20 protein-coding genes are annotated in these 21,183 nt (G+C 65.3%); 15 read left to right on the forward strand and 5 right to left on the reverse strand.

The window, feature by feature from the left end; genetic code table 11:
* Positions 1 to 23: 23 nt before the first annotated feature.
* From CFB24_RS03025 to CFB24_RS03045, 5 genes are all read left to right on the forward strand, one after another.
* Complete coding sequence (locus tag CFB24_RS03025) at positions 24 to 1,898, forward strand: ABC-F family ATP-binding cassette domain-containing protein (protein WP_088519065.1); 1,875 nt, start codon at positions 24 to 26, stop codon at positions 1,896 to 1,898.
* 120 nt (positions 1,899 to 2,018) lie between these two features.
* Positions 2,019 to 2,645 (forward strand): phosphatase PAP2 family protein, encoded by a 627-nt coding sequence (locus tag CFB24_RS03030; RefSeq protein WP_158255144.1) that lies wholly within the window; start codon positions 2,019 to 2,021, stop codon positions 2,643 to 2,645.
* A gap of 128 nt (positions 2,646 to 2,773) precedes the next feature.
* Complete coding sequence (gene hpnJ / locus CFB24_RS03035) at positions 2,774 to 4,207, forward strand: hopanoid biosynthesis associated radical SAM protein HpnJ (RefSeq protein ID WP_088519067.1); 1,434 nt, start codon at positions 2,774 to 2,776, stop codon at positions 4,205 to 4,207.
* A 60-nt stretch (positions 4,208 to 4,267) separates the two neighbouring features.
* A complete protein-coding gene (locus tag CFB24_RS03040; protein WP_158255143.1) occupies positions 4,268 to 4,810 on the forward strand; it encodes an invasion associated locus B family protein in 543 nt (180 codons plus the stop codon).
* 81 nt (positions 4,811 to 4,891) lie between these two features.
* Positions 4,892 to 5,677 (forward strand): hypothetical protein, encoded by a 786-nt coding sequence (locus tag CFB24_RS03045; protein ID WP_088519069.1) that lies wholly within the window; start codon positions 4,892 to 4,894, stop codon positions 5,675 to 5,677.
* A gap of 45 nt (positions 5,678 to 5,722) precedes the next feature.
* On the opposite strand, the gene CFB24_RS03050 is transcribed toward CFB24_RS03045, so the two are convergent.
* The gene (locus tag CFB24_RS03050; protein WP_088519070.1) at positions 5,723 to 6,679 is read right to left on the reverse strand and encodes a D-2-hydroxyacid dehydrogenase; all 957 of its coding nucleotides are present in this window, start codon (positions 6,677 to 6,679) and stop codon (positions 5,723 to 5,725) included.
* A gap of 119 nt (positions 6,680 to 6,798) precedes the next feature.
* Between CFB24_RS03050 and CFB24_RS03055 the strand changes: the two genes are divergently transcribed.
* The 3 genes from CFB24_RS03055 to ntrX all read left to right on the forward strand — a co-directional run bounded on the left by CFB24_RS03055 (position 6,799) and on the right by ntrX (position 11,759).
* Positions 6,799 to 8,010, forward strand: a complete 1,212-nt coding sequence (locus CFB24_RS03055; protein WP_088519071.1) for an NAD(P)/FAD-dependent oxidoreductase — start codon at positions 6,799 to 6,801, stop codon at positions 8,008 to 8,010.
* A 172-nt stretch (positions 8,011 to 8,182) separates the two neighbouring features.
* Positions 8,183 to 10,402 carry a sensor histidine kinase NtrY-like gene (locus tag CFB24_RS03060; RefSeq protein WP_088519072.1) on the forward strand — a complete coding sequence of 740 codons (2,220 nt, stop codon included), beginning with the start codon at positions 8,183 to 8,185 and terminating at the stop codon, positions 10,400 to 10,402.
* Complete coding sequence (gene ntrX / locus CFB24_RS03065; RefSeq protein WP_088519073.1) at positions 10,392 to 11,759, forward strand: nitrogen assimilation response regulator NtrX; 1,368 nt, start codon at positions 10,392 to 10,394, stop codon at positions 11,757 to 11,759. Before CFB24_RS03060 ends, ntrX begins: the two co-directional genes overlap by 11 nt.
* A 46-nt stretch (positions 11,760 to 11,805) precedes the next feature.
* Here ntrX and CFB24_RS03070 read toward each other — a convergent pair whose 3' ends face one another.
* On the reverse strand, positions 11,806 to 12,045 hold the full coding sequence (locus tag CFB24_RS03070; RefSeq protein WP_088519506.1) for a DUF378 domain-containing protein: 240 nt from the start codon (positions 12,043 to 12,045) through the stop codon (positions 11,806 to 11,808).
* Positions 12,046 to 12,137: 92 nt separating this feature from the next.
* Here CFB24_RS03070 and CFB24_RS03075 point away from each other — a divergent pair, with 92 nt between their 5' ends.
* The 5 genes from CFB24_RS03075 to hflX all read left to right on the forward strand — a co-directional run bounded on the left by CFB24_RS03075 (position 12,138) and on the right by hflX (position 15,923).
* Entirely contained in the window at positions 12,138 to 12,662 is a 525-nt protein-coding gene (locus CFB24_RS03075) for a chromate transporter (RefSeq protein ID WP_088519074.1), read from the forward strand.
* Entirely contained in the window at positions 12,659 to 13,195 is a 537-nt protein-coding gene (locus CFB24_RS03080; RefSeq protein WP_158255142.1) for a chromate transporter, read from the forward strand. Before CFB24_RS03075 ends, CFB24_RS03080 begins: the two co-directional genes overlap by 4 nt.
* A 14-nt stretch (positions 13,196 to 13,209) precedes the next feature.
* The gene (locus tag CFB24_RS03085) at positions 13,210 to 14,085 is read left to right on the forward strand and encodes a D-amino-acid transaminase (RefSeq protein WP_088519507.1); all 876 of its coding nucleotides are present in this window, start codon (positions 13,210 to 13,212) and stop codon (positions 14,083 to 14,085) included.
* A gap of 208 nt (positions 14,086 to 14,293) precedes the next feature.
* A complete protein-coding gene (gene hfq, locus CFB24_RS03090; protein WP_088519076.1) occupies positions 14,294 to 14,545 on the forward strand; it encodes an RNA chaperone Hfq in 252 nt (83 codons plus the stop codon).
* A 13-nt stretch (positions 14,546 to 14,558) separates the two neighbouring features.
* Positions 14,559 to 15,923: a GTPase HflX gene (gene hflX, locus CFB24_RS03095; RefSeq protein WP_088519077.1), complete on the forward strand. Its 1,365-nt coding sequence runs from the start codon at positions 14,559 to 14,561 to the stop codon at positions 15,921 to 15,923.
* A gap of 10 nt (positions 15,924 to 15,933) precedes the next feature.
* On the opposite strand, the gene recQ is transcribed toward hflX, so the two are convergent.
* The gene (gene recQ, locus CFB24_RS03100; protein ID WP_088519078.1) at positions 15,934 to 17,748 is read right to left on the reverse strand and encodes a DNA helicase RecQ; all 1,815 of its coding nucleotides are present in this window, start codon (positions 17,746 to 17,748) and stop codon (positions 15,934 to 15,936) included.
* On the reverse strand, positions 17,745 to 18,947 hold the full coding sequence (gene recF, locus CFB24_RS03105) for a DNA replication/repair protein RecF (protein WP_088519079.1): 1,203 nt from the start codon (positions 18,945 to 18,947) through the stop codon (positions 17,745 to 17,747). Before recF ends, recQ begins: the two co-directional genes overlap by 4 nt.
* Positions 18,948 to 19,101: 154 nt before the next feature.
* Here recF and CFB24_RS03110 point away from each other — a divergent pair, with 154 nt between their 5' ends.
* Positions 19,102 to 19,281 carry a hypothetical protein gene (locus tag CFB24_RS03110; protein ID WP_088519080.1) on the forward strand — a complete coding sequence of 60 codons (180 nt, stop codon included), beginning with the start codon at positions 19,102 to 19,104 and terminating at the stop codon, positions 19,279 to 19,281.
* A 132-nt stretch (positions 19,282 to 19,413) separates the two neighbouring features.
* On the opposite strand, the gene ychF is transcribed toward CFB24_RS03110, so the two are convergent.
* Entirely contained in the window at positions 19,414 to 20,511 is a 1,098-nt protein-coding gene (ychF, locus tag CFB24_RS03115) for a redox-regulated ATPase YchF (protein ID WP_088519081.1), read from the reverse strand.
* Between the two features lie 114 nt (positions 20,512 to 20,625).
* Here ychF and CFB24_RS03120 point away from each other — a divergent pair, with 114 nt between their 5' ends.
* A complete protein-coding gene (locus tag CFB24_RS03120; protein WP_088519082.1) occupies positions 20,626 to 21,141 on the forward strand; it encodes a hypothetical protein in 516 nt (171 codons plus the stop codon).
* Positions 21,142 to 21,183: the final 42 nt, after the last annotated feature.

Consider the following 21,183-nt stretch of genomic DNA (forward strand, 5'->3'; position numbering starts at 1 on the left):
ACAGACGATATATGACCTCTCTCATGCTGCAAATCACCGATCTCACCTATCGCCTCGGCCCCCGCATCCTGTTCGACTCCGCCAGCGCGGTGATGCCGGAACGCGCCAAGGTCGGCTTCGTCGGGCGCAACGGAGCCGGCAAGACAACCCTGTTTCGCATGATCTGCGGCGAGATCGCCGCCGAAAGCGGTACGACCAACATTCCGCGCGGCGCCCGCATCGGCCGAGTCGAGCAGGAAGCGCCCGGCGGCGAGGGCAAGCTGATCGATTTCGTGCTCGCCGCGGATGTCGAACGCGCCGCCTTGTTGGACGAAGCCGAACATGCGCAGGACCCGCATCGCATCGCCGAAATCCACGTCCGCCTCGCGGATATCGAGGCCCATGCCGCCCCGGCGCGCGCTGCCGAAATTCTGGCGGGCCTGGGCTTCGACGAAGCCGCCCAGCATCGGGCGCTGAAGGAGTTTTCCGGCGGATGGCGGATGCGCGTGGCGCTGGCCGCCGTGCTGTTCTCGCGCCCAGACCTGCTGCTGCTCGACGAACCGACCAATTATCTCGATCTCGAAGGCGCGCTCTGGCTCAACGATTATCTCAAAGCCTATCCGGCGACGACGGTGATCATCAGCCATGACCGCGACATGCTCAACGAGGTCTGCGATCATATCGTTCATCTCGAACAGGCCAAGCTGACGGTCTATCGCGGCAATTACGACAGCTTCGCCCGCCAGCGCGCGGAGGCGCGCATGTTGCAGGCGAAATTCCTCAAGAAGCAGGAGGAGAAGCGCGCGCATCTGCAAGCCTTCGTCGATCGCTTCCGCGCCAAGGCCACCAAGGCGCGTCAGGCGCAGAGCCGCCTGAAAATGCTGGAGAAGATGGAGCAGGTTTCGGCGGTTGTGGACGAGGAGGTCTTGCCGTTCAATTTCCCGTCGCCGGAAAAGCCGCTCTCCCCTCCTCTCATCGCGCTTGAAGGGGTGAGCGTCGGCTATGACGACCGCACCATCCTGTCCAAACTCAACCTGACGCTGGCCGACGACGACCGCATCGGCCTGCTCGGCGCCAATGGCAACGGCAAATCCACCTTCGCCAAACTGCTGGGCGGACGGCTTCCCGCCATGTCCGGCGTGATGAAGCGGTCGTCGAAGCTTGAAGCCGGCTTTTTCGCCCAACATCAGGTCGACGACCTCAACGAGACGGACACGCCCTATCTCGCGGTGCAGCGGCTGATGCCGGACGCGCCGGAATCGCGCGTGAGGGCGCGCGCGGCCCAGTTCGGCTTTCCCGGCGGCAAATCCGACACCAGGGTCGCGGAACTGTCCGGCGGCGAAAAGGCGCGCCTGCTGATGGGCCTTTGCACCTTCGCCGGTCCGCATCTGCTGATTCTCGACGAACCGACCAACCATCTCGACATCGACAGCCGCGCGGCCCTGGCCGAGGCGATCAACGATTTCGCCGGCGCCGTGATCCTGATCTCGCACGATCAATATTTGCTGGAGTCCTGCGCCGACCGGCTCTGGCTGGTCGCGGACGGGAGCGTCAAGCCGTTCGACGGCGACATGGCCGATTACCGCAAATATGTACTGGAGCAGGCGCGCGGGCCGAAGGAGAAGTCGGGCGCCGCCGGCAATGCCGCGCTGGAGGCCCGCCGCAACGCCGCCCAGGTGCGAAAGGAGGCCGCGCCCCTGCTGAAGAAAGTGAAGGCGGCGGAAGATAAAATGGAGAAGTTTTCGGGCCTGATCGCCAAGGTCGATCTGATGCTGGCCGATCCCCGCGCCTTCGAGCGCAACCCGGCCGAGGCCCTAAAACTGTCGCAGCAGCGCGCGGAATTGGAAAAGGCATTGGCGGCGGCGGAAGAGGAATGGCTGGACTTGTCCGGCGAATACGAGTCGCTGGTGAACGGATGACCGGAGGCGCCGATGGCCGATCATCGCGGCAAGAACAAGAGGGACTGCTGCGGGGCGCGGCCGGCGGCGGATGCTGCTGAACCGTCACACGGCGGCGCTATAGCAGCCGCGGAGAATGTCATGACTTCAAGAATCACCGTCCTCTGCGCTCTGCTCGGCGTGCTTTTGTCGATCGCTTTCGTGGACCGGCCGCTGTCGCTATGGGCTTACGACAATTTTCATGCGACGCGTCTGTTCTATCACAATCTGACCGTTCCGGTCGAAGGCATGAAGATTCTGGCGCTGGCGGGCCTGATCTGGTGCGGCGCCCTGTTTGCGTCCGGCCGCGCGCTCGCCGGGCGCCACGCGGCGATCCTGCGCCTCAGCCTCGCGACGCTGACGGCGATGGCCGTCAAGGATTTGCTGAAATTCGGCTTCGGGCGCACCTGGCCGGAAACCTGGGTCAACGCCAATCCCAGCTTCATCACCGACCATGTCTTCGCCTTCGCCCCGTTCCATGGCGGAACAGGGTGGTCGGCTTTTCCTTCCGGCCACGAAGCCGTGGCGGCGGCGTTTTGCGCCGCGCTTTGGGCGCTGGCGCCGCGCCTGAGAGCGCTGTGCGTCGTCATCGTGCTGGTGGTCGCGGCGGGGCTGATCGGGGCGGACGAGCATTGGCTCAGCGACGTCATCGCCGGCGGACTGGTCGGCTGGCTGATCGGCGCGCTGCTCGCCCGGGTGGACTTGCCCAAAGTCGGCGGCCCCGGCTGAAGGCTGCTCCCGCTGGCGGACCAACCCGCGCCCCGCAAGTAATTCTGGACGCGGCGTCAAAATTTCGCCACAAGGCCATCACCATTGCACAGATGAAATCCCGACGCCGATTTTCGGAGCGATCAATCATGCGCACCTTATTCCTGCAGGCCCCGTCCTTCGACGGTTTCGATGGAGGCGCCGGCTCACGCTATCAGGCGCGCCGCGAAATCGCCTCGTTCTGGTATCCGACCTGGCTGGCGCAGCCGGCGGCGCTGGTGGAAAACTCCAAGCTGATCGATGCGCCTCCGCACAAGACCAAGCTGGCGGACGTGGTGGCGCAAGCCAAGGATTTCGACCTCGTCGTGGTGCACACCTCCGTGCCGTCCTTCGCCTCCGACGTGAAATGCATCGAGGCGCTCAAGGCCGAAAATCCCGCGTTAAAAGTTGGCCTGATCGGCGCCAAGGTGGCGGTGGACGCCGACGGCTCGCTGAAAAACGCGCCCGTGGTCGATTTCGTGGCGCGCAACGAATTCGACTTCACCATCAAGGATGTGGCCGACGGGGTTGATTTCGCCAAGATCAAGGGCCTGAGCTGGCGCGACGCCAACGGCAATATCCAGCATAACGAGGACCGCCCCATCCTCGAAAACATGGACGACCTTCCGTTCGTCTCGCCGATCTACAAGCGCGACCTCAAGATCGAAAACTATTTCATCGGTTATCTCAAGCACCCGTATCTGTCGATCTATACCGGGCGCGGCTGCAAGTCGCGCTGCACCTTCTGCCTGTGGCCGCAGACCGTGGGCGGCCACCGCTACCGCACCCGCAGCGTCGGCCATGTGATCGAGGAGATCAAATGGGCGCAGAAGGCGTTTCCGCAAGTCAAGGAATTCTTCTTCGACGACGACACGTTCACCGATGATCTCCCTCGCGCGGAAGCCATCGCCAAGGAGCTGGGCAAGCTCGGAATCACCTGGAGCTGCAACGCCAAGGCCAATGTGCCCTATGAATCGCTGAAGAAGCTCAAGGACGGCGGTCTGCGGCTGCTTCTGGTCGGCTATGAATCCGGCAACCAGCAGATCCTCTACAATATCAAGAAGGGCATGCGCATCGAGGTCGCGGAGAAGTTCTCCAAGGACTGTCGCAAGCTCGGCATCGGCATCCACGGCACCTTCGTGATGGGCCTGCCGGGCGAAACCCGCGACACCATCCGCGAGACCATCGAATTCGCGAAAAAGGTCAATCCGCACACGCTGCAGGTGTCGCTGGCGGCGCCCTATCCCGGCACGCATCTTTACGCCCAGGCCATGGCGCACGGCTGGCTCGACAGCGACAACGCCGAACTGGTGGACGAGAACGGCGTGCAGATCGCGCCGCTGCACTATCCGAACCTCAGCCACAAGGAGATTTTCGACTCGGTCGAGACCTTCTACCGCGAGTTCTATTTCCGGCCGAGCAAGATCGGCTCCATCGTTTGGGAAATGGCGCGCGACATGGACATGATGAAGCGCCGTCTGCGCGAGGGGGCGGAATTCTTCCAGTTCCTGAAGGAGCGCAAGCACGGCGCCGCCAATTGCTGAGCCTATGTCATTGAACTGTCGCACATGCGCGGCTATAGCCGGAAAAAACAGGAGCCGCGCATGTCCCGTCTTTTCTTCGCCCTGCTGCTGACGTCGCTGGCCGCCCCGGCTTTCGCCGAGGACAAGCCGGCGCCGGTGAGCGTCGATCCGGCCACGACCACCGCCAGCTATGGCGATTGGCTGCTGCGCTGCCAGCGGGTCGGCGAAGCCGACAAGGCGCAGAAAATCTGCGAAATCGTTCAGACGGTTCAGGCGGGACAGCCGGGCCAGCAGCAGCCGATCGCGCAATTCGCCTTCGGCCGGGTCAACAAGGCCGAACCCTGGCGCTTGACGGCGCACCTGCCCAACAATATCGCGCTGCCGAGCGTCGCGAAATTCTTGACGGGCGAAAAGGACGCCAAGCCGACGGAATTGTCCTGGCGGCGCTGCATTCCAAACGGCTGCTTCGCCGATGCGGCGTTGAGCGAAGCCCAATGGAAGGTTTTACGCGCGCAGACCGAAAGCGGCTCGCTGGAATTCTCCGACGCCCTCGGACGCGCGGTGAAACTTCCCATCTCCTTCCGCGGCTTCGCCCAGGCGACGGACGCGCTCGGCAAGGAATGAGCTTAAACCTTCGTTAACCACGACAGCCCCGGGCAAGGCCAACGCGGTGCAATGCGCCATCGGTCCTGCCCGGAGTCCCTAATGCCCGAACAACATGTTTTCATCGCCACGCCCTGCTACGGCGGCATGGTCACCCAGCGGTACATGTATTCCACCGTCGGCCTGCTCAATCTTGGCCGGGAGCTGGGCTTTAAAGTCTCGCTGAACCTCCTGGGCAACGAATCGCTGATCACGCGCGGCCGCAACCTGCTCGTCAGCCGCTTTCTCGACGATCCCACCGCCACGCACCTTCTCTTCATCGACGCCGATATCGGCTTCGATCCCCAGCAGGTCGCGCGGATGCTCGCCTTCGACCAGGATGTGGTCGCCGGCATGTATCCGTTGAAGCTGCTCGACTGGAACGATGGCCTGCAGCGCGCCGTCGCCGGAGAAGCGGTGGAGACCGCGCCGCTGCGCTATGTCGGCGCGCCCTGCGAGGGCGACGAGGCCGAATCGCTCGACGGTTTCGTCACCGGAACCTATGCCGGAACCGGCTTCATGATGATCAAGCGCGCGGCCCTGCTGCGAATGGCCTCCGCCTATCCGCAACTCCGCTACACCGCCAGCCATGCCGGAACGATCCGCACCGGCGGCCCCAGCCTGAGCGCGAATCAATACGCCTTTTTCGATTGCATGGTTGAACCGGACACCGGCGTCTATCTCTCGGAGGACTACACATTCTGCCGGCTGTGGCGCAACGCGGGCGGCAAGGTCTGGCTCGACACCCTAGGCGCGCTGATCCATGTCGGACCTCATGAATTCCACGGCGCCCCCGCCGCGCGCGATTTCGCGCCCGCCATGCCCTCGCCGCTCGCCCGAGCCGCCTGACGAAAAGGCCCCTCTCCCCGCTTGGGAGAGGGGGAGCTTGCCCGGTCAATCCAGCCGGTTCATGCGGCCGCCGTCGACGAAACTTTCCAGCGCGGCGCCGAGCTGATCCATCAGAACCCGCTGCGTCTCCAGGCTGGCCCAGCCGACATGCGGCGTGACCAGCACATTCGCGCGGCGCGCCAGCCGCATAATGGCGCTGTCGGCGGGCGGCGGCTCCGGCCGGGTCACGTCAATGCCCACGCCGGACACAAGCCGCGCGTCGAGCGCCCGCTCCAAAGCTTCTTCATCGACGATTCCGCCGCGCGCGGTGTTGATGAGCAGCGGCTTCCTGGTCATCAGAGCGAATTCGCGGTCCGACAGCAGGTTTTCTGTCTCGGCGTTGAGCGGGCAATGCAGCGAGATCACGTCGGAGGTCGCGAGCAGTTCGTCGAAGCCGACCCGCCCCGCACCGGGAGCGGAGGCGTTTTTCCGCCCGGCGAAGACCACATCCATGCCGAAGACGCGGCCGAGTTCCGCGACGCGCGCGCCAAGCGAACCGGATCCGATCAGGCCGAGGCGCTTGCCCGACAGGTCGAAAATCGGAAAGTCGTGGAAGCAGAACTGCCCGCCCGCCTGCCATCGCCCGGCGCGCACGGCCTCGGCATAGGCAAAAATGCTGCGGCTGAGCGCCAGAATCATCGCGAACGCATGTTCGGGAACGGCGTTGACCGAATAGCCGCGAATGTTGGTCACCGCCACGCCCTTTGCGCGCGCCGCCGCCACATCGACATTGTCGAATCCGGTCGCGGTCAGGGCGACCAGTTTCAACTTCGGCAACGCCGCCAGTTCGCGCGCGCCGATCCTCACCTTGTTGACAATGAGAATGTCGGCGTCGACGGCGCGGGCCGCCACCTGGTCCGGCGCCGTGGCGGGATAATTCACCCATTGGTGCGGAAAACGCGGTTGCGGCGGCTCAACGCCGGGGGCGAAAGTGTCGGCGTCGAGAAAGACGATTCTCTGCATGAATCCTCCGGGCGATGCGGCGAGCTTAAGCCGCTTTTGCGCTTCAAGTCCCAATCCTGTAGGGAGAAATCCGAGTCCCGCGCATAAAATCATATGCGGTCTTGAACAAGGGTTTACGCATGAGCGAGCGAATCATCATCATCGGCGCGGGCCAGGCGGGACTTCAGATCGCCGAAAGCCTGCGCGCCGAAGCTTTCGCCGGCGAAATCCTGCTGCTGGGCGAAGAAGGCTTTGCGCCCTACCAGCGCCCGCCGCTGTCGAAAGCCTGGCTGGCCGGCGAGACGGCGACGGAAAAGCTGACCCTGCGGGGGCCGGAGTTCTTCGGCGCCAAATCCATCGACCTGCGGCTTGGCGCTCCTGTCGCGGCGGTCGATCTGACCGCGCGGAGCGTCACGCTGGCCGATGGCGAAACGCTGGACTGGACCGGCCTCGCCTTCGCCACCGGCGCCAGCGCGCGGCGACCGAAGCTTGACGGCGCCGATCTGCCCGGCGTCTGCGTGCTGCGCGGCTTGAGGGACGCGCGCGAGATTTCCGCACGCCTCGCCGCCGCCCGGCGCATTGTGGTGGTCGGCGGCGGCTTCATTGGTCTCGAAGTGGCGGCGGCGGCGCGGAAAAAGGGCGTGGAGGCCATTGTGGTCGAGGCGCAGGACCGCCTGATGGCCCGGGCCGTCACGCCGAAAATCTCGGAGTTTTTCGCGGAGCTGCACCGCGCGCGCGGGGTCGAGATCCATTTTGGCGCGCAGGTCGCGGGGCTGGAGGGGTCCGACGCCGTGCGCGCCGTGGCGCTGGCCGACGGCGGCGGTTTTCACACCGACCTCGTGGTGTTCGGCATCGGCGCCAGCGCCAATGACGCAACGGCCGCAGCCGCCGGTCTCGCCTGCGATCGGGGCATTATCGTGGATTCCTGCGCGCGCGCGTCCGCGCAAAATGTGGTCGCGGCCGGCGATTGCACCGTGTTCAAGCGCCCGGATGGATCGGCGGTGCGGCTCGAAAGCGTGCAGAACGCCGTCGAGCAGGGCAAGGCGGCGGCAGCCGCCCTGATGGGGCGCGAAAAGCCCTTCGTGGCCACGCCCTGGTTCTGGTCCGATCAATATGACGTAAAGCTGCAGATGGCGGTCGGCGGCGAGGGCTGCGATCTTCAGGTGGCGCGCCCCTCGGGCGAAAACGCCTTCTCGCTGTTCAACTATCGCGGCGAAAAACTGATCTCCGTCGAATCAGTCAACCGGCCCGGCGAGCATCTGCTGGCGCGCCGCTTGCTCGACGCTGGTTTGAGCCCCTCGCCTGAACTGGTCGGCGACGCTGCGGCCGATCTGAAATCCCTGCTGCGCTGAGACTCTTTCGGCGCGGCAGCGCCTTGTTGTCACGCCGATTCTTGCGCGACAGGCGCGCGTCCTTTTTTCCGCCCACATCCTGTCGCAATGAGGCAACAGCGTTGCATTATTGCCACGTCTTCCGGGCTCGGCTATGCCTTGAGACGGAAATGGACAGGCGTACGCGAACGGCATGAATCGAGCGACGGACAAAGAGACCCGCAAGCCGCGTCGGCGCGAACGCCGGCTGCTGCCGCGTCTCGGCCCGTTCATCGTCGCCTTCGCCATTTTCGCCGCGCTCGGCTCCTTCCTGGTTTTCGCCGGACTGACGCCGATCGCGCCGACCGATGACACCGTTACACTGCTATTCCTGGCCGATTTCGCCATTTGCGCGCTGCTGCTGGTGCTGGTGGCCTTCGAGGCGGCGGTGCTGGTGCGGGCGTGGCGGGCGAAGACGGCCGGCGCCGGACTGCACATTCGCATTGTCGCGCTGTTCGCCGTGATCGCCGCCGTGCCGGCCTTGTCCATGGCCATTGTCGGATCGGTGACGCTGGACAAGACGCTCAATCCCGCCGTCATGCGCGACGTGCGCGGTTTCATTTCCGGCGCGACGGAGGCCGCCAATCTGTTCCGCGAGGACCAATGCCGCTCGCTGTTGCAGGAGGCGCAACTCACCGCCGGCGACCTCGACCGCGGCAAGCCGATGTTCGACGCCGATCGCGGCCTGTTCAAGGAGTTCTTCTCCAGCCGCGCCAAGTTCCTGGGCTTCACCGCCGCCGCCCTGATCAAGCGCGACGGCGGCGTGATCGAAAAGGCCGACGTCGCCGCGAGCCATCCCGATCCCATCGTCAAGCCGCAGGACATGGATTTCGACGACGCCTCGAAGAACGAGCCTTTGTGCCTGATCCTCAACGAGGGCCGCACTTTCGTCGCCTTGCGGCCGATGCCGGCCTTCGCCGACGTGTTTCTGTACGCCAGCCGCCCCGTCAATCCGTTCACCGTCGAGTTTCCCAAACAGGCGTCGGCGCTGGTCAACCTGTTCGGGGCCTTCGAGGCGCAACGCCATACGCTGCAGCGGGCGCTGGCCATCATGTTCGCGCTGCTGGCCGCCATCCTGCTGCTGTCCGCCGTCTGGCTCGGCCTCGCCTTCACCAACCTGCTGGTCGCGCCGATCCGCCGCCTGATCGCCGCCACCGATCAGGTCACCTCAGGCAATTTCTATGTTCAGGTCCCCGTGCGTGCGGCGGAGGGCGACCTCGCCCATCTCGGCGAAACCTTTAACAAGATGACCACCGAGTTGCGGCTGCAGCAGAACCGCCTGATCGCCGCCAACCACATGCTGGACGAGCGCCGCCTGTTCACCGAGGCGGTGCTGTCGGGCGTGCCGGTCGCGGTGATCGGCGTCGGCGCGCACGGCGAAGTTACCGTCGCCAACCCCTCCGCCAGCGACCTGATCGGCATGGACGGCGGCGAGGCGGAAAAAGCAGTGGGCAAGCCCGTGGCGGAGATTCTGCCGGAACTGGAGCCGATCCTGAGCGACGCCCGCGCCGGCCACGCCCGGCTGACGCAAAAACAGTTGCAAATGACCCGCGCCGGCCGCGAGCGCACCTATAATGTCCGCATAGCGCCGGGGCCGCCCAGCCGCGGCGAGCGCACTTTTGTGGCGACGCTCGACGACATGACCGATCTCGTCACGGCGCAGCGCACCTCGGCCTGGGCCGACGTCGCCCGCCGCATCGCCCATGAGATCAAGAATCCGTTGACCCCGATCCAGCTCTCCGCCGAGCGGCTCAAGCGCAAATACGGCCGCGTGATCGTCAACGACAAGGAAATCTTCGACCAGTGCACCGACACGATCATCCGGCAGGTCGATGACATCAAGCGCATGGTCGACGAATTCTCGTCGTTCTCGCGCATGCCCAAGGCGCAGTTGCAGGAAGACGACCTCAAGGCTTGCGTCGAGCAGGTGCTATTCCTGATGCGCGTGGGCCACCCCGACATCGAAATCGCCTCCGACCTGCCGGAAGGACCGCAAATGGCCCGTTTCGACCGCCGCCTGCTGTCGCAGGCTCTGACCAATGTGGTGAAGAACGCCACCGAAGGCATAGCCGCTACCGAGATGGAGGACCGCCTGCCGAAGATCGGCGTCAGCCTGCGCTTCGAGAACGGGTCCGCGATCATCGACGTTGAGGACAATGGCAAGGGCTTTCCGCGCGAGAACCGTGCGCGGCTGCTTGAGCCCTATATGACAACCCGCAAGGAGGGCACCGGCCTCGGCCTGCCCATCGTGCAGAAGATTTTCGAGGACCACGGCGGCGGCATCGAACTGCTCGACGCGGCCTCGGGCCAGGGCGCGCTGGTGCGCCTGCATTTCCCGCTACAGAAGCAGAGCCAGGTGAATCATGGCGCATGACATTCTGATCGTCGATGACGAAGCCGACATTCGCGAACTCGTCTCCGGCATTCTGGAGGACGAGGGTTACTCCACGCGAACGGCGCGCAATTCCGACGAGGCGCTGGCGGCGATCGAGGCGCGGCGTCCCTCGCTGATCTTCCTGGACATCTGGATGCAGGGGTCCAAGCTCGACGGCCTGCAATTGCTGGAAAACGTCAAACGCCACCACGAAACCTTGCCGGTGGTGATGATTTCCGGCCACGGCAATATCGAGACCGCCGTCACCGCGATCCGGCAAGGCGCCTATGATTTCATCGAAAAGCCGTTCAAGGCCGACCGTCTGGTGTTGGTGGCCGAGCGGGCGCTCGAGACGTCGCGCCTGCGCCGCGAGGTCTCCGAACTCAAGGCCCGCAGCGCGGTAGTCACCACATTGTCAGGCCATTCGCCGGCGCTGCAGCATTTGCGCCAGCTGATCGAGAAAGTGGCGCCAGCCAATTCGCGGATCCTCATTTCCGGCGCCCCCGGCGTCGGCAAGGAACTCGCGGCGCGCGCCATCCACGCCGCCTCCGGCCGGGCGAGCGGACCGTTCGTGGTGATCAACGCGGCGGCCATCGCCGCCGAAACCATGGAGACCGAACTGTTCGGCGTCGAGGCCCGCGACGGCCGCCCGCGCAAGACTGGCGCGCTGGAGGAGGCCCATGGCGGCACGCTCTACATCGACGAAGTCGCCGACATGCCGCGCGACACCCAGGCCAAAATTTTACGCGTTCTCGTGGATCAGAATTTTACGCGAGTCGATGGCACGACTCGCGTCCATGTCGATGTGCGCGTGATCTCCTCGACCGCGCGCGACCTGCCGCGCCTGATCTCGGAAGGCGCGTTCCGGGAGGATCTGTTCCACCGGCTGTCGGTGGTGCCGATCCGCGTGCCCTCGCTGTCGGAGCGCCGCGAGGACATTCCCGAGCTGATCGCCTTTTTCATGGACCAGCTCGCCGCCCATTCCGGCCTCCCCAAGCGCAAGATCGCCGACGACGCCATGGCCGTGCTGCAGTCGCACGACTGGCCGGGCAACATCCGCCAGTTGCGCAACAATGTGGAGCGGCTGATGATTCTCACCGGCGGCGACGCCGACGCCGAAATCACCGCCGAAATGCTGCCGCAGGAAATCGGCGCGCTGGTGCCTTCGACCCCGAATGGCGCTGGCGGCGAGAAGCTGATGGGACTGCCGCTGCGCGAGGCGCGCGAAGTGTTCGAGCGCGAATATCTGGTGGCGCAGATCAACCGGTTCGGCGGCAATATTTCGCGCACCGCCGAATTCATCGGCATGGAGCGCTCGGCGCTGCATAGAAAATTGAAATCGCTGGCGATCGACTGATCGGACCAAGCCGCGCGCTGTTTTCACGCGCGGCTTGTCGCTCCCGTCAGTAGCGGCCGCGCTCGGCGGCCACTTCGTCGATCTGGAACGCCTTGGACAGCGGGGCGATCTGATAGACCGCCGAGAGACCGACGATCAGATAGACCAATTTGGCGACCGCGTTCTGCGCGCCGCCGAACAGGGACGCGACGGTCGTGACCAGATTGGCGTCGGCTATGGCTACGAGGCCCCAATTCAGGCCGCCGATGATGACGAGGATGAGCGTGACGAGATTGAGGGCTTTCATGCGAGGTCTCCGGTAGGCCTTGACGTCCTCCCCCAACGCCGCCTGCGACAAATTGTTCAAAATCTTCGCAGCTTCAATGCTAGTCTGACAACGTGCGACGGATCGATCTCTTTCTTGGCTTTTTCAAACTTGGCGCGCTCGGCTTTGGCGGCGTCGGGCCGTTGACGCGCCGCATCGTGGTCGAGGAGCGGCGCTGGCTCGACGAGGCGGAATTCGCGGCCTTGCTCGGCCTGTGCCAGGCGCTGCCCGGCGCCAACACCTGCAATTTCGCGCTGATGCTCGGCGACCGCTTTTGCGGGCCGACCGGCGGTCTCGCGGCTTTGGCCGGTCTGCTGACGGCTCCGCTGGCGCTGTTGCTCGGCGTCGCCAGCTTGTTCGCGGCCTTCGCGCACAACTCCGATGTGCGCGCCGCCCTGTTCGGCGCGGCGGCGGCGGCGGCCGGGCTGGCGCTGGGGACGGCGCTGAAAATGCTGAAGAACCTGCCGCGCGACGCGGGGATGTGGGGTCTCGCCGGCGCGGCCTTCGTCGCCGTGGCCGTGGCGCGGCTGCCGCTGCCGTTGGCGCTGGCCGCGCTGGCGCCGGCGAGCTGGCTGTTGCAGGGGAGAGGCCGGTCGTGAACGCGCTGCTTCCGCGCATTTTCCTGCGTTTCGCCGGTCTGTCGCTGCTGGCCGTGGGCGGCGCCGGCGCCGTGCTGCCGGAGGCGCATCGCCAATTGGTCGAGGGCGAGCATTGGTTCACCTCGTCGCAATTCGCGGAAATTTTCGCCATCGCGCAAACGGCGCCGGGCCCGAACGTGATCGTGTTCCCGCTGTTCGGCTGGGAGCTTGCGGGCTTCGCGGGATTTTGCGCGGCTGCTCTTGGCGTGCTTGGACCGTCGTCGCTGCTGGCGCTAGCTCTGGCGCGAAAACTGCGCGAGAACGCCGATTCGCCGGGACTGAAGCGGCTGAAACGGGCGCTGATCCCGCTCGCAGTCGGGCTGATGGCGGCGAACGGGGCCATTCTCGCCCGCGCGGCCGACACAAATGCGCTGGCCGCCGTGATCACGTTTGCCGCCGCCGGCTTTGTGGTCTATTCCGCGCGCAGCCCGGTCTGGGCCATGGCGGCGGGCGCGCTGCTCGCCGTCGCGGCCGAACGACTGGGTTTTCTATGAACGGGAAGAACAGCATGAGCCGGGTCGCCTACGTCAATGGCCGCTATGTCAGGCACGCGGAAGCCGGCGTGTCCATCGACGACCGCGCCTTTCTGTTTTCAGACGGAATCTACGAGGTCATTGAAATCTATCAGGGCGCGCTGATCGACGAGCGCGGCCATCTCGACCGACTCGCCCGCTCCGCCCGCGAGTTGCGGCTCGCTCCGCCGCTGGGCGAAGCGGCGCTCAGATTCGTGATGCGCGAACTGGTCGCCCGCAACCGCGTCCAATTCGGCCATGTCTATCTGCAAATCACGCGCGGCGCCGCGCGGCGCGAGCACACGTTTCCGCCCGCCGGCACGCCCACGACTCTGGTGGCCTTCGCCCGCAGCCACGATCCCGACGCGGGCGAGGCCAAGGCGCGCAAAGGCGTGAACGCGATCACCGTTCCCGACATCCGCTGGAAGCGCCCGGACATCAAGACCGTGAGCCTCTTGCCCAATGTGCTGGCGAAGCAGCAGGCCAAGGAGGCCGGCGCCTATGAAGCCTGGCTGGTCAACGCCGACGGTTTCGTCACCGAGGGCGCCTCGAGCAACGCCTGGATCGTGGACAAGACCGGCGCGCTGCGCACCCATCCCGGCGATTCGTCGATTCTTTCGGGAATCACGCGCGCCCGCATCCTGGAGATCGCCCGCGCCAAGGGCATTCCCGTCATCGAACGCGCCTTCACCGTGGCTGAAACCCATGAAGCCGCCGAGGCGTTCATCTCCGGCGCGACCACGCTGGTCATGCCGATCGTGCGGCTGGACGGCCGTCCGATCGGTCAGACTTCGTCGGAGTGCGCCGCGCCCGGTCCGGTCTCGCTGGGACTGCGGGCGTGTTTCCATGAATTCGCTGTGAAGAGTGTCTGAATGAGCAGCAAAAACACCACAAGCGTAAAAGAACGTCTTGCCTAATTGTCGGGCTTGGGCATCTAATAAGCTGTTGCGCTATGGGCGGCGCGACTCCCGCGAGTAGCGCGACTGTTGCAAATCCTACGATTTCTGCAAAATTCGCGACTCTTGCAAACCGTCGCCAAAACCGTTCTAAACGGGCGTCTAAAAAGTGAATGGAAAAAACATGGCGGTCGAACGCACCCCGAACCTACAGGACACTTTCCTTAATTACGTTCGCAAAAACAAAATCCCGCTGACCATCTTTCTGGTGAACGGCGTGAAGCTTCAGGGAGTCGTGAGCTGGTTCGACAACTTCTGCGTGCTGCTGCGTCGCGACGGGCACTCGCAATTGGTCTACAAGCACGCCATATCCACCATCATGCCGGGACATCCGATCCAGATGTTCGACCCGGCCGAGGAAGTTCAGGACAAGTGAGGTCGTTGATTTCTTGAGCACAACCGAGGTTTTCGGCGGCGAGGCCTGCACGCGGAACAGCGACAGGACTCGTGCGCTCGTGCTTGGCCCCTATCTCACCGACCGGGCCGCAACCTATGCCGACGGGGCCAAGCCGCTGCGCGCGCCCGAAGCGCGCCTCGACGAGGCCGAGGGGCTGGCCCTGGCCATTGACGTAGAGTTGGTCGGGCGAGAACTGGTGCTGCTGTCGCAAATCAGGCCCGCCACCTATATCGGCAAGGGCAAGGTCGAAGAGATCGCCGCGCTGGCGAAAGAGCGCGAGGCCGAACTCGTCGTCGTCGATTGCGCCCTGTCGCCGGTGCAGCAGCGCAATCTGGAAAAAGCCTTTTCCGCCAAGGTCATCGACCGCACCGGCCTGATTCTGGAAATTTTCGGCGAGCGCGCCCGCACCAAGGAAGGCGCGCTGCAGGTGGAGTTGGCGCATCTCGCCTATCAGAAATCGCGGCTGGTTCGCAGTTGGACCCACCTTGAACGCCAGCGCGGCGGCTTCGGCTTTCTCGGCGGCCCCGGCGAAACCCAGATTGAAACCGACCGCCGCCTGATTCAGGAGCGTATGACGCGAATCGAGCGCGACCTCGACCAGGTCAAGCGCACCCGCGGCCTTCATCGCAAGAGCCGCCGCGACGTCCCCTTCCCCATCGTGGCGCTGGTCGGCTACACCAACGCCGGAAAATCCAGCCTGTTCAACCGGCTGACCAAGGCGGACGTGTTCGCCAAGGATCTGCTGTTCGCCACGCTCGACCCCACGCTGCGCGGCCTCAAACTGCCGCATGGCGGCAGGATCATCCTGTCCGACACGGTTGGCTTCATCTCCGATCTGCCACACATGCTGGTCTCGGCCTTTCGCGCCACGCTCGAAGAGGTTTTGGAGGCCGACGTCATCCTGCACGTGCGCGACATCTCGCACGAAGATGCGGAGGCGCAAGGCGCCGATGTCGAGAAAATCCTGGGCGAACTCGGAATCGACTCGCACGATCCCCGGCTGATCGAAGTCTGGAACAAGACCGACCTGCTGCCGCCTGAGGAGCGCGACCGCCTGCGCGAGACCGCGGCGCGGAAACCGCGCGATGAGCGGCCCTGCGCGGTATCGGCGCTGACGGGCGATGGGATCGACATCCTGCTGGACGGAATCGAGGCCCGGTTGGGCGCTGGCCGCGCGCTGCTGGAAATTCGGCTCGACGCCGCCGATGGCGAGGGCCAGGCCTGGCTCTACGCCCATACCGAAGTGCTGAAGCGGCAGGCGATGGACGACGGCGCGGCGTTCCAGGTGCGGGTCGCGCCCGACGCCCGCGCCCGGATCGAGCGGCGGTTTCCGCAAAGGTTGCGCGATCTCAACTGAGGCGCCGGCGTCACTCCGACGCTTGCGCGATGGCTTCCAGAAAGGCGTCGCCATAAAGCGCCAGCTTGCGCTCGCCGACGCCATGTATCCCGCGCAAGTCATCCAGGGTCGCAGGGCGGCGTTCGGCCATTTCCAACAAGGTGCGGTCGGCGAAGACCATGAAGGCGGCGATGCCTTCGTCCTTCGCCAACTCCCGGCGCAGCTTGCGCAAGGCCTCGAAAACCTTGCCGTCGCCGGAGGCGAATTCGTCGATTTCGCGCGCCGGTTTGCGCGACCATTTGCCCGCGGACTTTTCGCGCGGCGGATCGGCGCGCAGGATGAAGGTTTCGCGGCCGCGTAAAATCGCGTCGCCCTTCTCGGTGAGGGCGAAGCCGCCATGTTCGGCGCTGGCCGCGCGCAAAGCCCCGACGGCGAACAACTGGCGGAATGTCGAGGCCCATTCGGCCTTGCTGCGGTCGGCGCCCACGCCGAAGGTTTTGAGCTGGTCGTGCTGATTGCGGCGCAGCGCCTCGCTGTCCGCGCCCATCAGCAGATCGGACAGATAGGCCTGCCCGAAACGCTGCCCGGTGCGATAGACGGCGGCGAGCGCCTTCTGCGCCTCGATCGTTCCATCGCGGGTCTTGATCTCGCCCCGGCAGAAATCACAGGCGCCGCAGGGTTCGGATTTTTCGTTGAAATGCGCCAGCAGCAACTGGCGGCGGCAGGCGACCGCCTCGCACAGCGACGCCAAAGCCGAAAAGCGCTGATGCTCGAAGCGGCGGCGCTCGTCGGACAGATCCTTCTCGTCGATCTGGCGGCGGCGCAACGCCATGTCGTCGAGCCCATAGAGCGTATAGGCGGCGGCGGGCAGGCCGTCGCGGCCGGCGCGGCCGATTTCCTGATAATAACTCTCGATGCTGGAGGGCATGTCGGCATGAGCGACGAAGCGCACATCCGGCTTGTTGACGCCCATCCCGAACGCGATGGTGGCGAAGGCGACCACGCCGTCCTCGCGCAGGAAACGATCCTGATTGGCGTTGCGTCGCCCCTGCTCGATGCCGGCGTGATAGCACAGCGTATCGAACCCCTGTTCGCCAAAGAATTCCGCGAGACGTTCGGTCCCGGCGCGCGAGGCGCAATAGACGATGCCGCTCTGACCCCGCCGCGCAGCTAGGAAACGCTGCAATTGCTTGCGCGGCTGGTCCTTAGCGGCGAAGGCGAGGGAAATGTTGGGGCGGTCGAAACTGTGCAGGAAGATTTTGGGCGCGCGATCAAACAGGCGCTCCGCGATTTCGGCGCGCATGGCGGCGTCGGCCGTGGCGGTGAAGGCGATGGCCTGAATGGCTCCGAGCTTTTCCACGCTTTGGCGAATCAGGCGATATTCCGGCCGGAAATCGTGGCCCCATTCGCAAATGCAATGCGCTTCGTCCACGGCGATGCGCGCGATCTTTCCGCGCGACAGCGCCTCTGTCAGGCCGTCCATGGCGAGGCGTTCGGGCGAGACGAACAGCAGTTTGAGCGATCCGTCGCGAATCTGGCGCCAGGTCTCGCCGGCCTCCTCCTCGCTGCTTTGCGAATTGAGCGTGGCGGCGCACAGGCCGAGCGCCCGCATCTGCCCGACCTGATCGCGCATCAGCGCGATCAGCGGCGAAACCACCAACGTCAACCCGTCGCTCATCAGAGCGGGGAGCTGGTAGCACAGGCTTTTGCCCGAACCGGTGGGCATGACCGCGAGCACGGGATCGCCCGACAGCACCGCCGCCACGATCTCCCCCTGCCCCGGGCGGAAATCGTCGAAGCCGAACACTTGCTTCAGGATTTTGCGGGCCGTGGCGAGATCGCTCATGCGCCCTCCGGGCGGGACAGGGAGGAGACGCGGCCATGGTCCACCGCGAAAATATCCGCGCGGCCCACGAGATCGTCGAACAGAGCGGAATCGGCCCCGGTCATCCAGATCTGGCCGCCGAGCGCGTCGAGCGCGTCAAACAGGGCGCGGCGCCGCGCCGGGTCGAAATGCGCGGCGATTTCGTCCAGCAGGATCAGCGGCGCCATGCCGCTCATGGCCGCCACCAGCCGCGCATGAGCCAGCACCAGCCCGACCAGCAGCGCCTTCTGCTCGCCGGTGGAGGCCCGGCGCGCCTCGCAGGTTTTCGGACCATGGCGCACGGTGAGATCGCTGGCCTGCGGCCCGATCAGGGCGCGGCCCGCGGCGGCGTCGCGTCCGCGATTATCGCGCAGCAGCGCGCGATAACGCTCCTCGGCGGCGAGCGCCGGATTGTCCGCCACAAGCCGGTCGATCTCGCCGTCGAGCGCGATCTCGGCCCAGGGAAAGGGCGAGCTTTCGTCGCGACTGACGGCGATCAGCGCGGCGAGGCGCTCCACCGTTTCGCGGCGGGCGCTGGCCACGGCAATGGCGAGTTCGGCGATCTCGCGCTCGGCGGCGTCGAGCCAGATTCTTTCAGAAAACCGCTCATCCAACAGACGGTTGCGGTTGCGCAGGGCGCGTTCGAGGCCATTGACGCGGGCGCCATGCTCGCTGTCCACCGCCAGCACCAGACGGTCGAGAAAGCGGCGGCGGTCGCCGGCCGGACCGGTGAACAGGCCGTCCATGGCGGGGGTGAGCCAGACGATGCGGATATGGTCGGCGAAGGCGCGCGCCGAGCCGATCGGCTCACGGTCGAGGCGGAACTTGCGCTGCGCGCCGCCTTCGATTCGCTCAAGGCCGACGCCCATTTGCACGGGGCCGCCGGCCTCGCCCTCAAGTTCGAGCGAAATGGCGAAGCCCCCGGCGCCGCCCTCGCGCGCCATGTCGGACAGATCGGCGCGGCGCAGCCCCCGGCCCTGCGCGAACAGAGACAGCGCCTCCAGCAGGTTGGTCTTGCCGGCGCCATTGTCGCCCGACAAGGCGACCAGCTTGGCCTGGGGTTTCAAGTCCAGCGCGGCATAGCTGCGGAAGTCGGCCAGCACGACGCGCCGGGCTATTGGCGCGCGCGGGTGAAACTTCTGCGCGTCCGGGAGGGAATCGTCGACTGCGGATGCGATCATGGCCGCCTTGTAGCCGCTCCCACCCGTTGGGAAAACCATGCGATTGCGACATTGCGTCACGATGCGCAAAGACAGGGAAGGCGTATATATGCCTCTCGGCTAGGAAGAGCGTCGAGCCACGGGTTTGAGCAAGGCGTTTTATAGCCTTGGAGGTATGACTTTGCCCAAGATTCAACCCGCGACCGAAAAAGCCGACGAGAAGGCCAAGCCGAATTTTCCGCCGGCGGGACCGCACGCCCGCCCGGAGCTGACCAATTTCGACGCCTGCCCCGGTTGCGGCGCCCTGCCGGACGAAATGGAATTCGGCTTCGAGACCGATCCCGGCGCCGGCTGATGCGCCCGACTCCGAATCGCTTGTCTTAAGAGTTTTAGACGAAGAGATGGGCCGTCATGGCCGGGATGTCCCGGCCATGTTTGCGAACAGGCGCCATCAACGACCCGGTCGTCAGCCGGCCGAAGCCGCCCGTCAGTTGGCGAATCTGAAATGCAGCACGTCGCCGTCGGCGACGACATATTCCTTGCCTTCCAGCCGGAATTTTCCCGCCTCGCGCGCGCCCGCCTCGCCATTGCAGGCGACGTAATCGTCATAGGCGATGGTCTCGGCCCTGATAAAACCCTTTTCGAAGTCGGTGTGGATCACGCCCGCCGCCGCCGGGGCCTTGGTGCCCTTCTCGATGGTCCAGGCGCGCGCCTCCTTGGGGCCGACCGTGAAATAGGTGATCAGGTGCAGCAGGCCGTAGCCGGCGCGGATCACCCGGTTGAGGCCCGGCTCCTCCAGCCCGACCGCTTCCAGATAGTCCTTCTGCTCGTCGTCGGGCATCACCGCGATTTCGCTTTCGATCTGCGCGGACACCACCACGGCGACCTCGCCTTCCTCGGCGGCGCGGGCGAACACTTTTTGCGAATGTTCATTGCCCTTGTCGGCGGAGCCTTCCTCGACATTGCAGACGTAGAGCACCGGCTTGGACGACAGCAGGCCGAGCTGTGAGAAACTCTTGCGCTCCTCCGGCGCCCGCTCGACCAGCCGCGCCGGCTTGCCCTCGCGCAGCAGCACGAGACAGCGGTTGACGAGATCGAGCAGCTCCTTGCTCTCCTTGTCGCCGCCCTTGGCCTTCTTTTCCAGATTGTTGACGCGCTTCTCCAACGATTCGAGATCGGCCAGCATCAGCTCGGTCTCGATCGTGTCGATGTCCCTGATAGGATCGACGTCGCCATCGACATGGGTGATGTCGCCATCGACGAAGCAGCGCACCACATGGGCGATGGCGTCACATTCGCGGATATTGGCGAGGAACTGGTTGCCCAAGCCTTCGCCCTTGGAGGCGCCGCGCACCAGGCCGGCGATATCGACGAAGGTCAGCCGGGTCGGAATGATCTCCTTGGAGCCCGCGATCTTCGTCAGCACGTCGAGGCGTTTGTCCGGCACGGCGACGTCGCCGACATTCGGCTCGATGGTGCAGAAGGGATAATTGGCCGCCTGCGCCGCCGCCGTCTGCGTCAGAGCGTTGAAAAGGGTCGACTTGCCGACATTCGGCAGGCCGACGATGCCGCATTTAAAACCCATGGTTCGCGCTCGCTGTCGGAAGGTGGGACCAGCCTATGCGGCTCCAGGACGCAAAAGGCAAGGGGGCGCGTTGGCTGCTAAAACATTGCCGCAATCTTAATGTAAGCGAGCGGCATGAAGAGAATGCTCGTCCTTTCCCTCATCGCTCTTGTCGGGGCCAGCAACGCGGCGCAGTCCGCCAATTGTCCACGCGGCCAGATTTACCGCGTGTCCAAGCATGTCTGTGTCGATCGCGACGATGCCGTCAAACTCGGCATCGCCCATGGGACGGCGCGCAATGCGGCCAAGCCCGAGGCGGCGCCCCCCGCCGAAGCGGCGCCGCAGGTCGCCGACGACCCAGCCCCCGCGCCCGAAGCCGCGCCGCCGCAAGAAATCGCCGCGCCCTCGCCCGCCCCTGTGAAGGTCAAGACCGTGCGCACGATCAAGTTGACGCCGAAACCCGGCCCCGAACCCGCGAGTCCCGCCACTGTAGAGCCGGCCCCGCCGCAACCGGCGGCGCGGACCGCGACAGGCCTGCGCCCGTCGGAAACCGCCGCGACCGCGCCGGTCGAAGCGAAGGCGGAATCGGCGAAGACCAGCCCCTTCGGCGTGCTTGATCCCGGCGGCGTCCCCATGTCGCAGGCGCGGTGAGTTCGCGCGCTTGCGCGACGCGCGGAATCGTCTAGTTATGCC

The sequence above is a fragment of the Rhodoblastus acidophilus genome (genome assembly GCF_900187365.1).
Classification (GTDB): domain Bacteria; phylum Pseudomonadota; class Alphaproteobacteria; order Rhizobiales; family Beijerinckiaceae; genus Rhodoblastus; species Rhodoblastus acidophilus.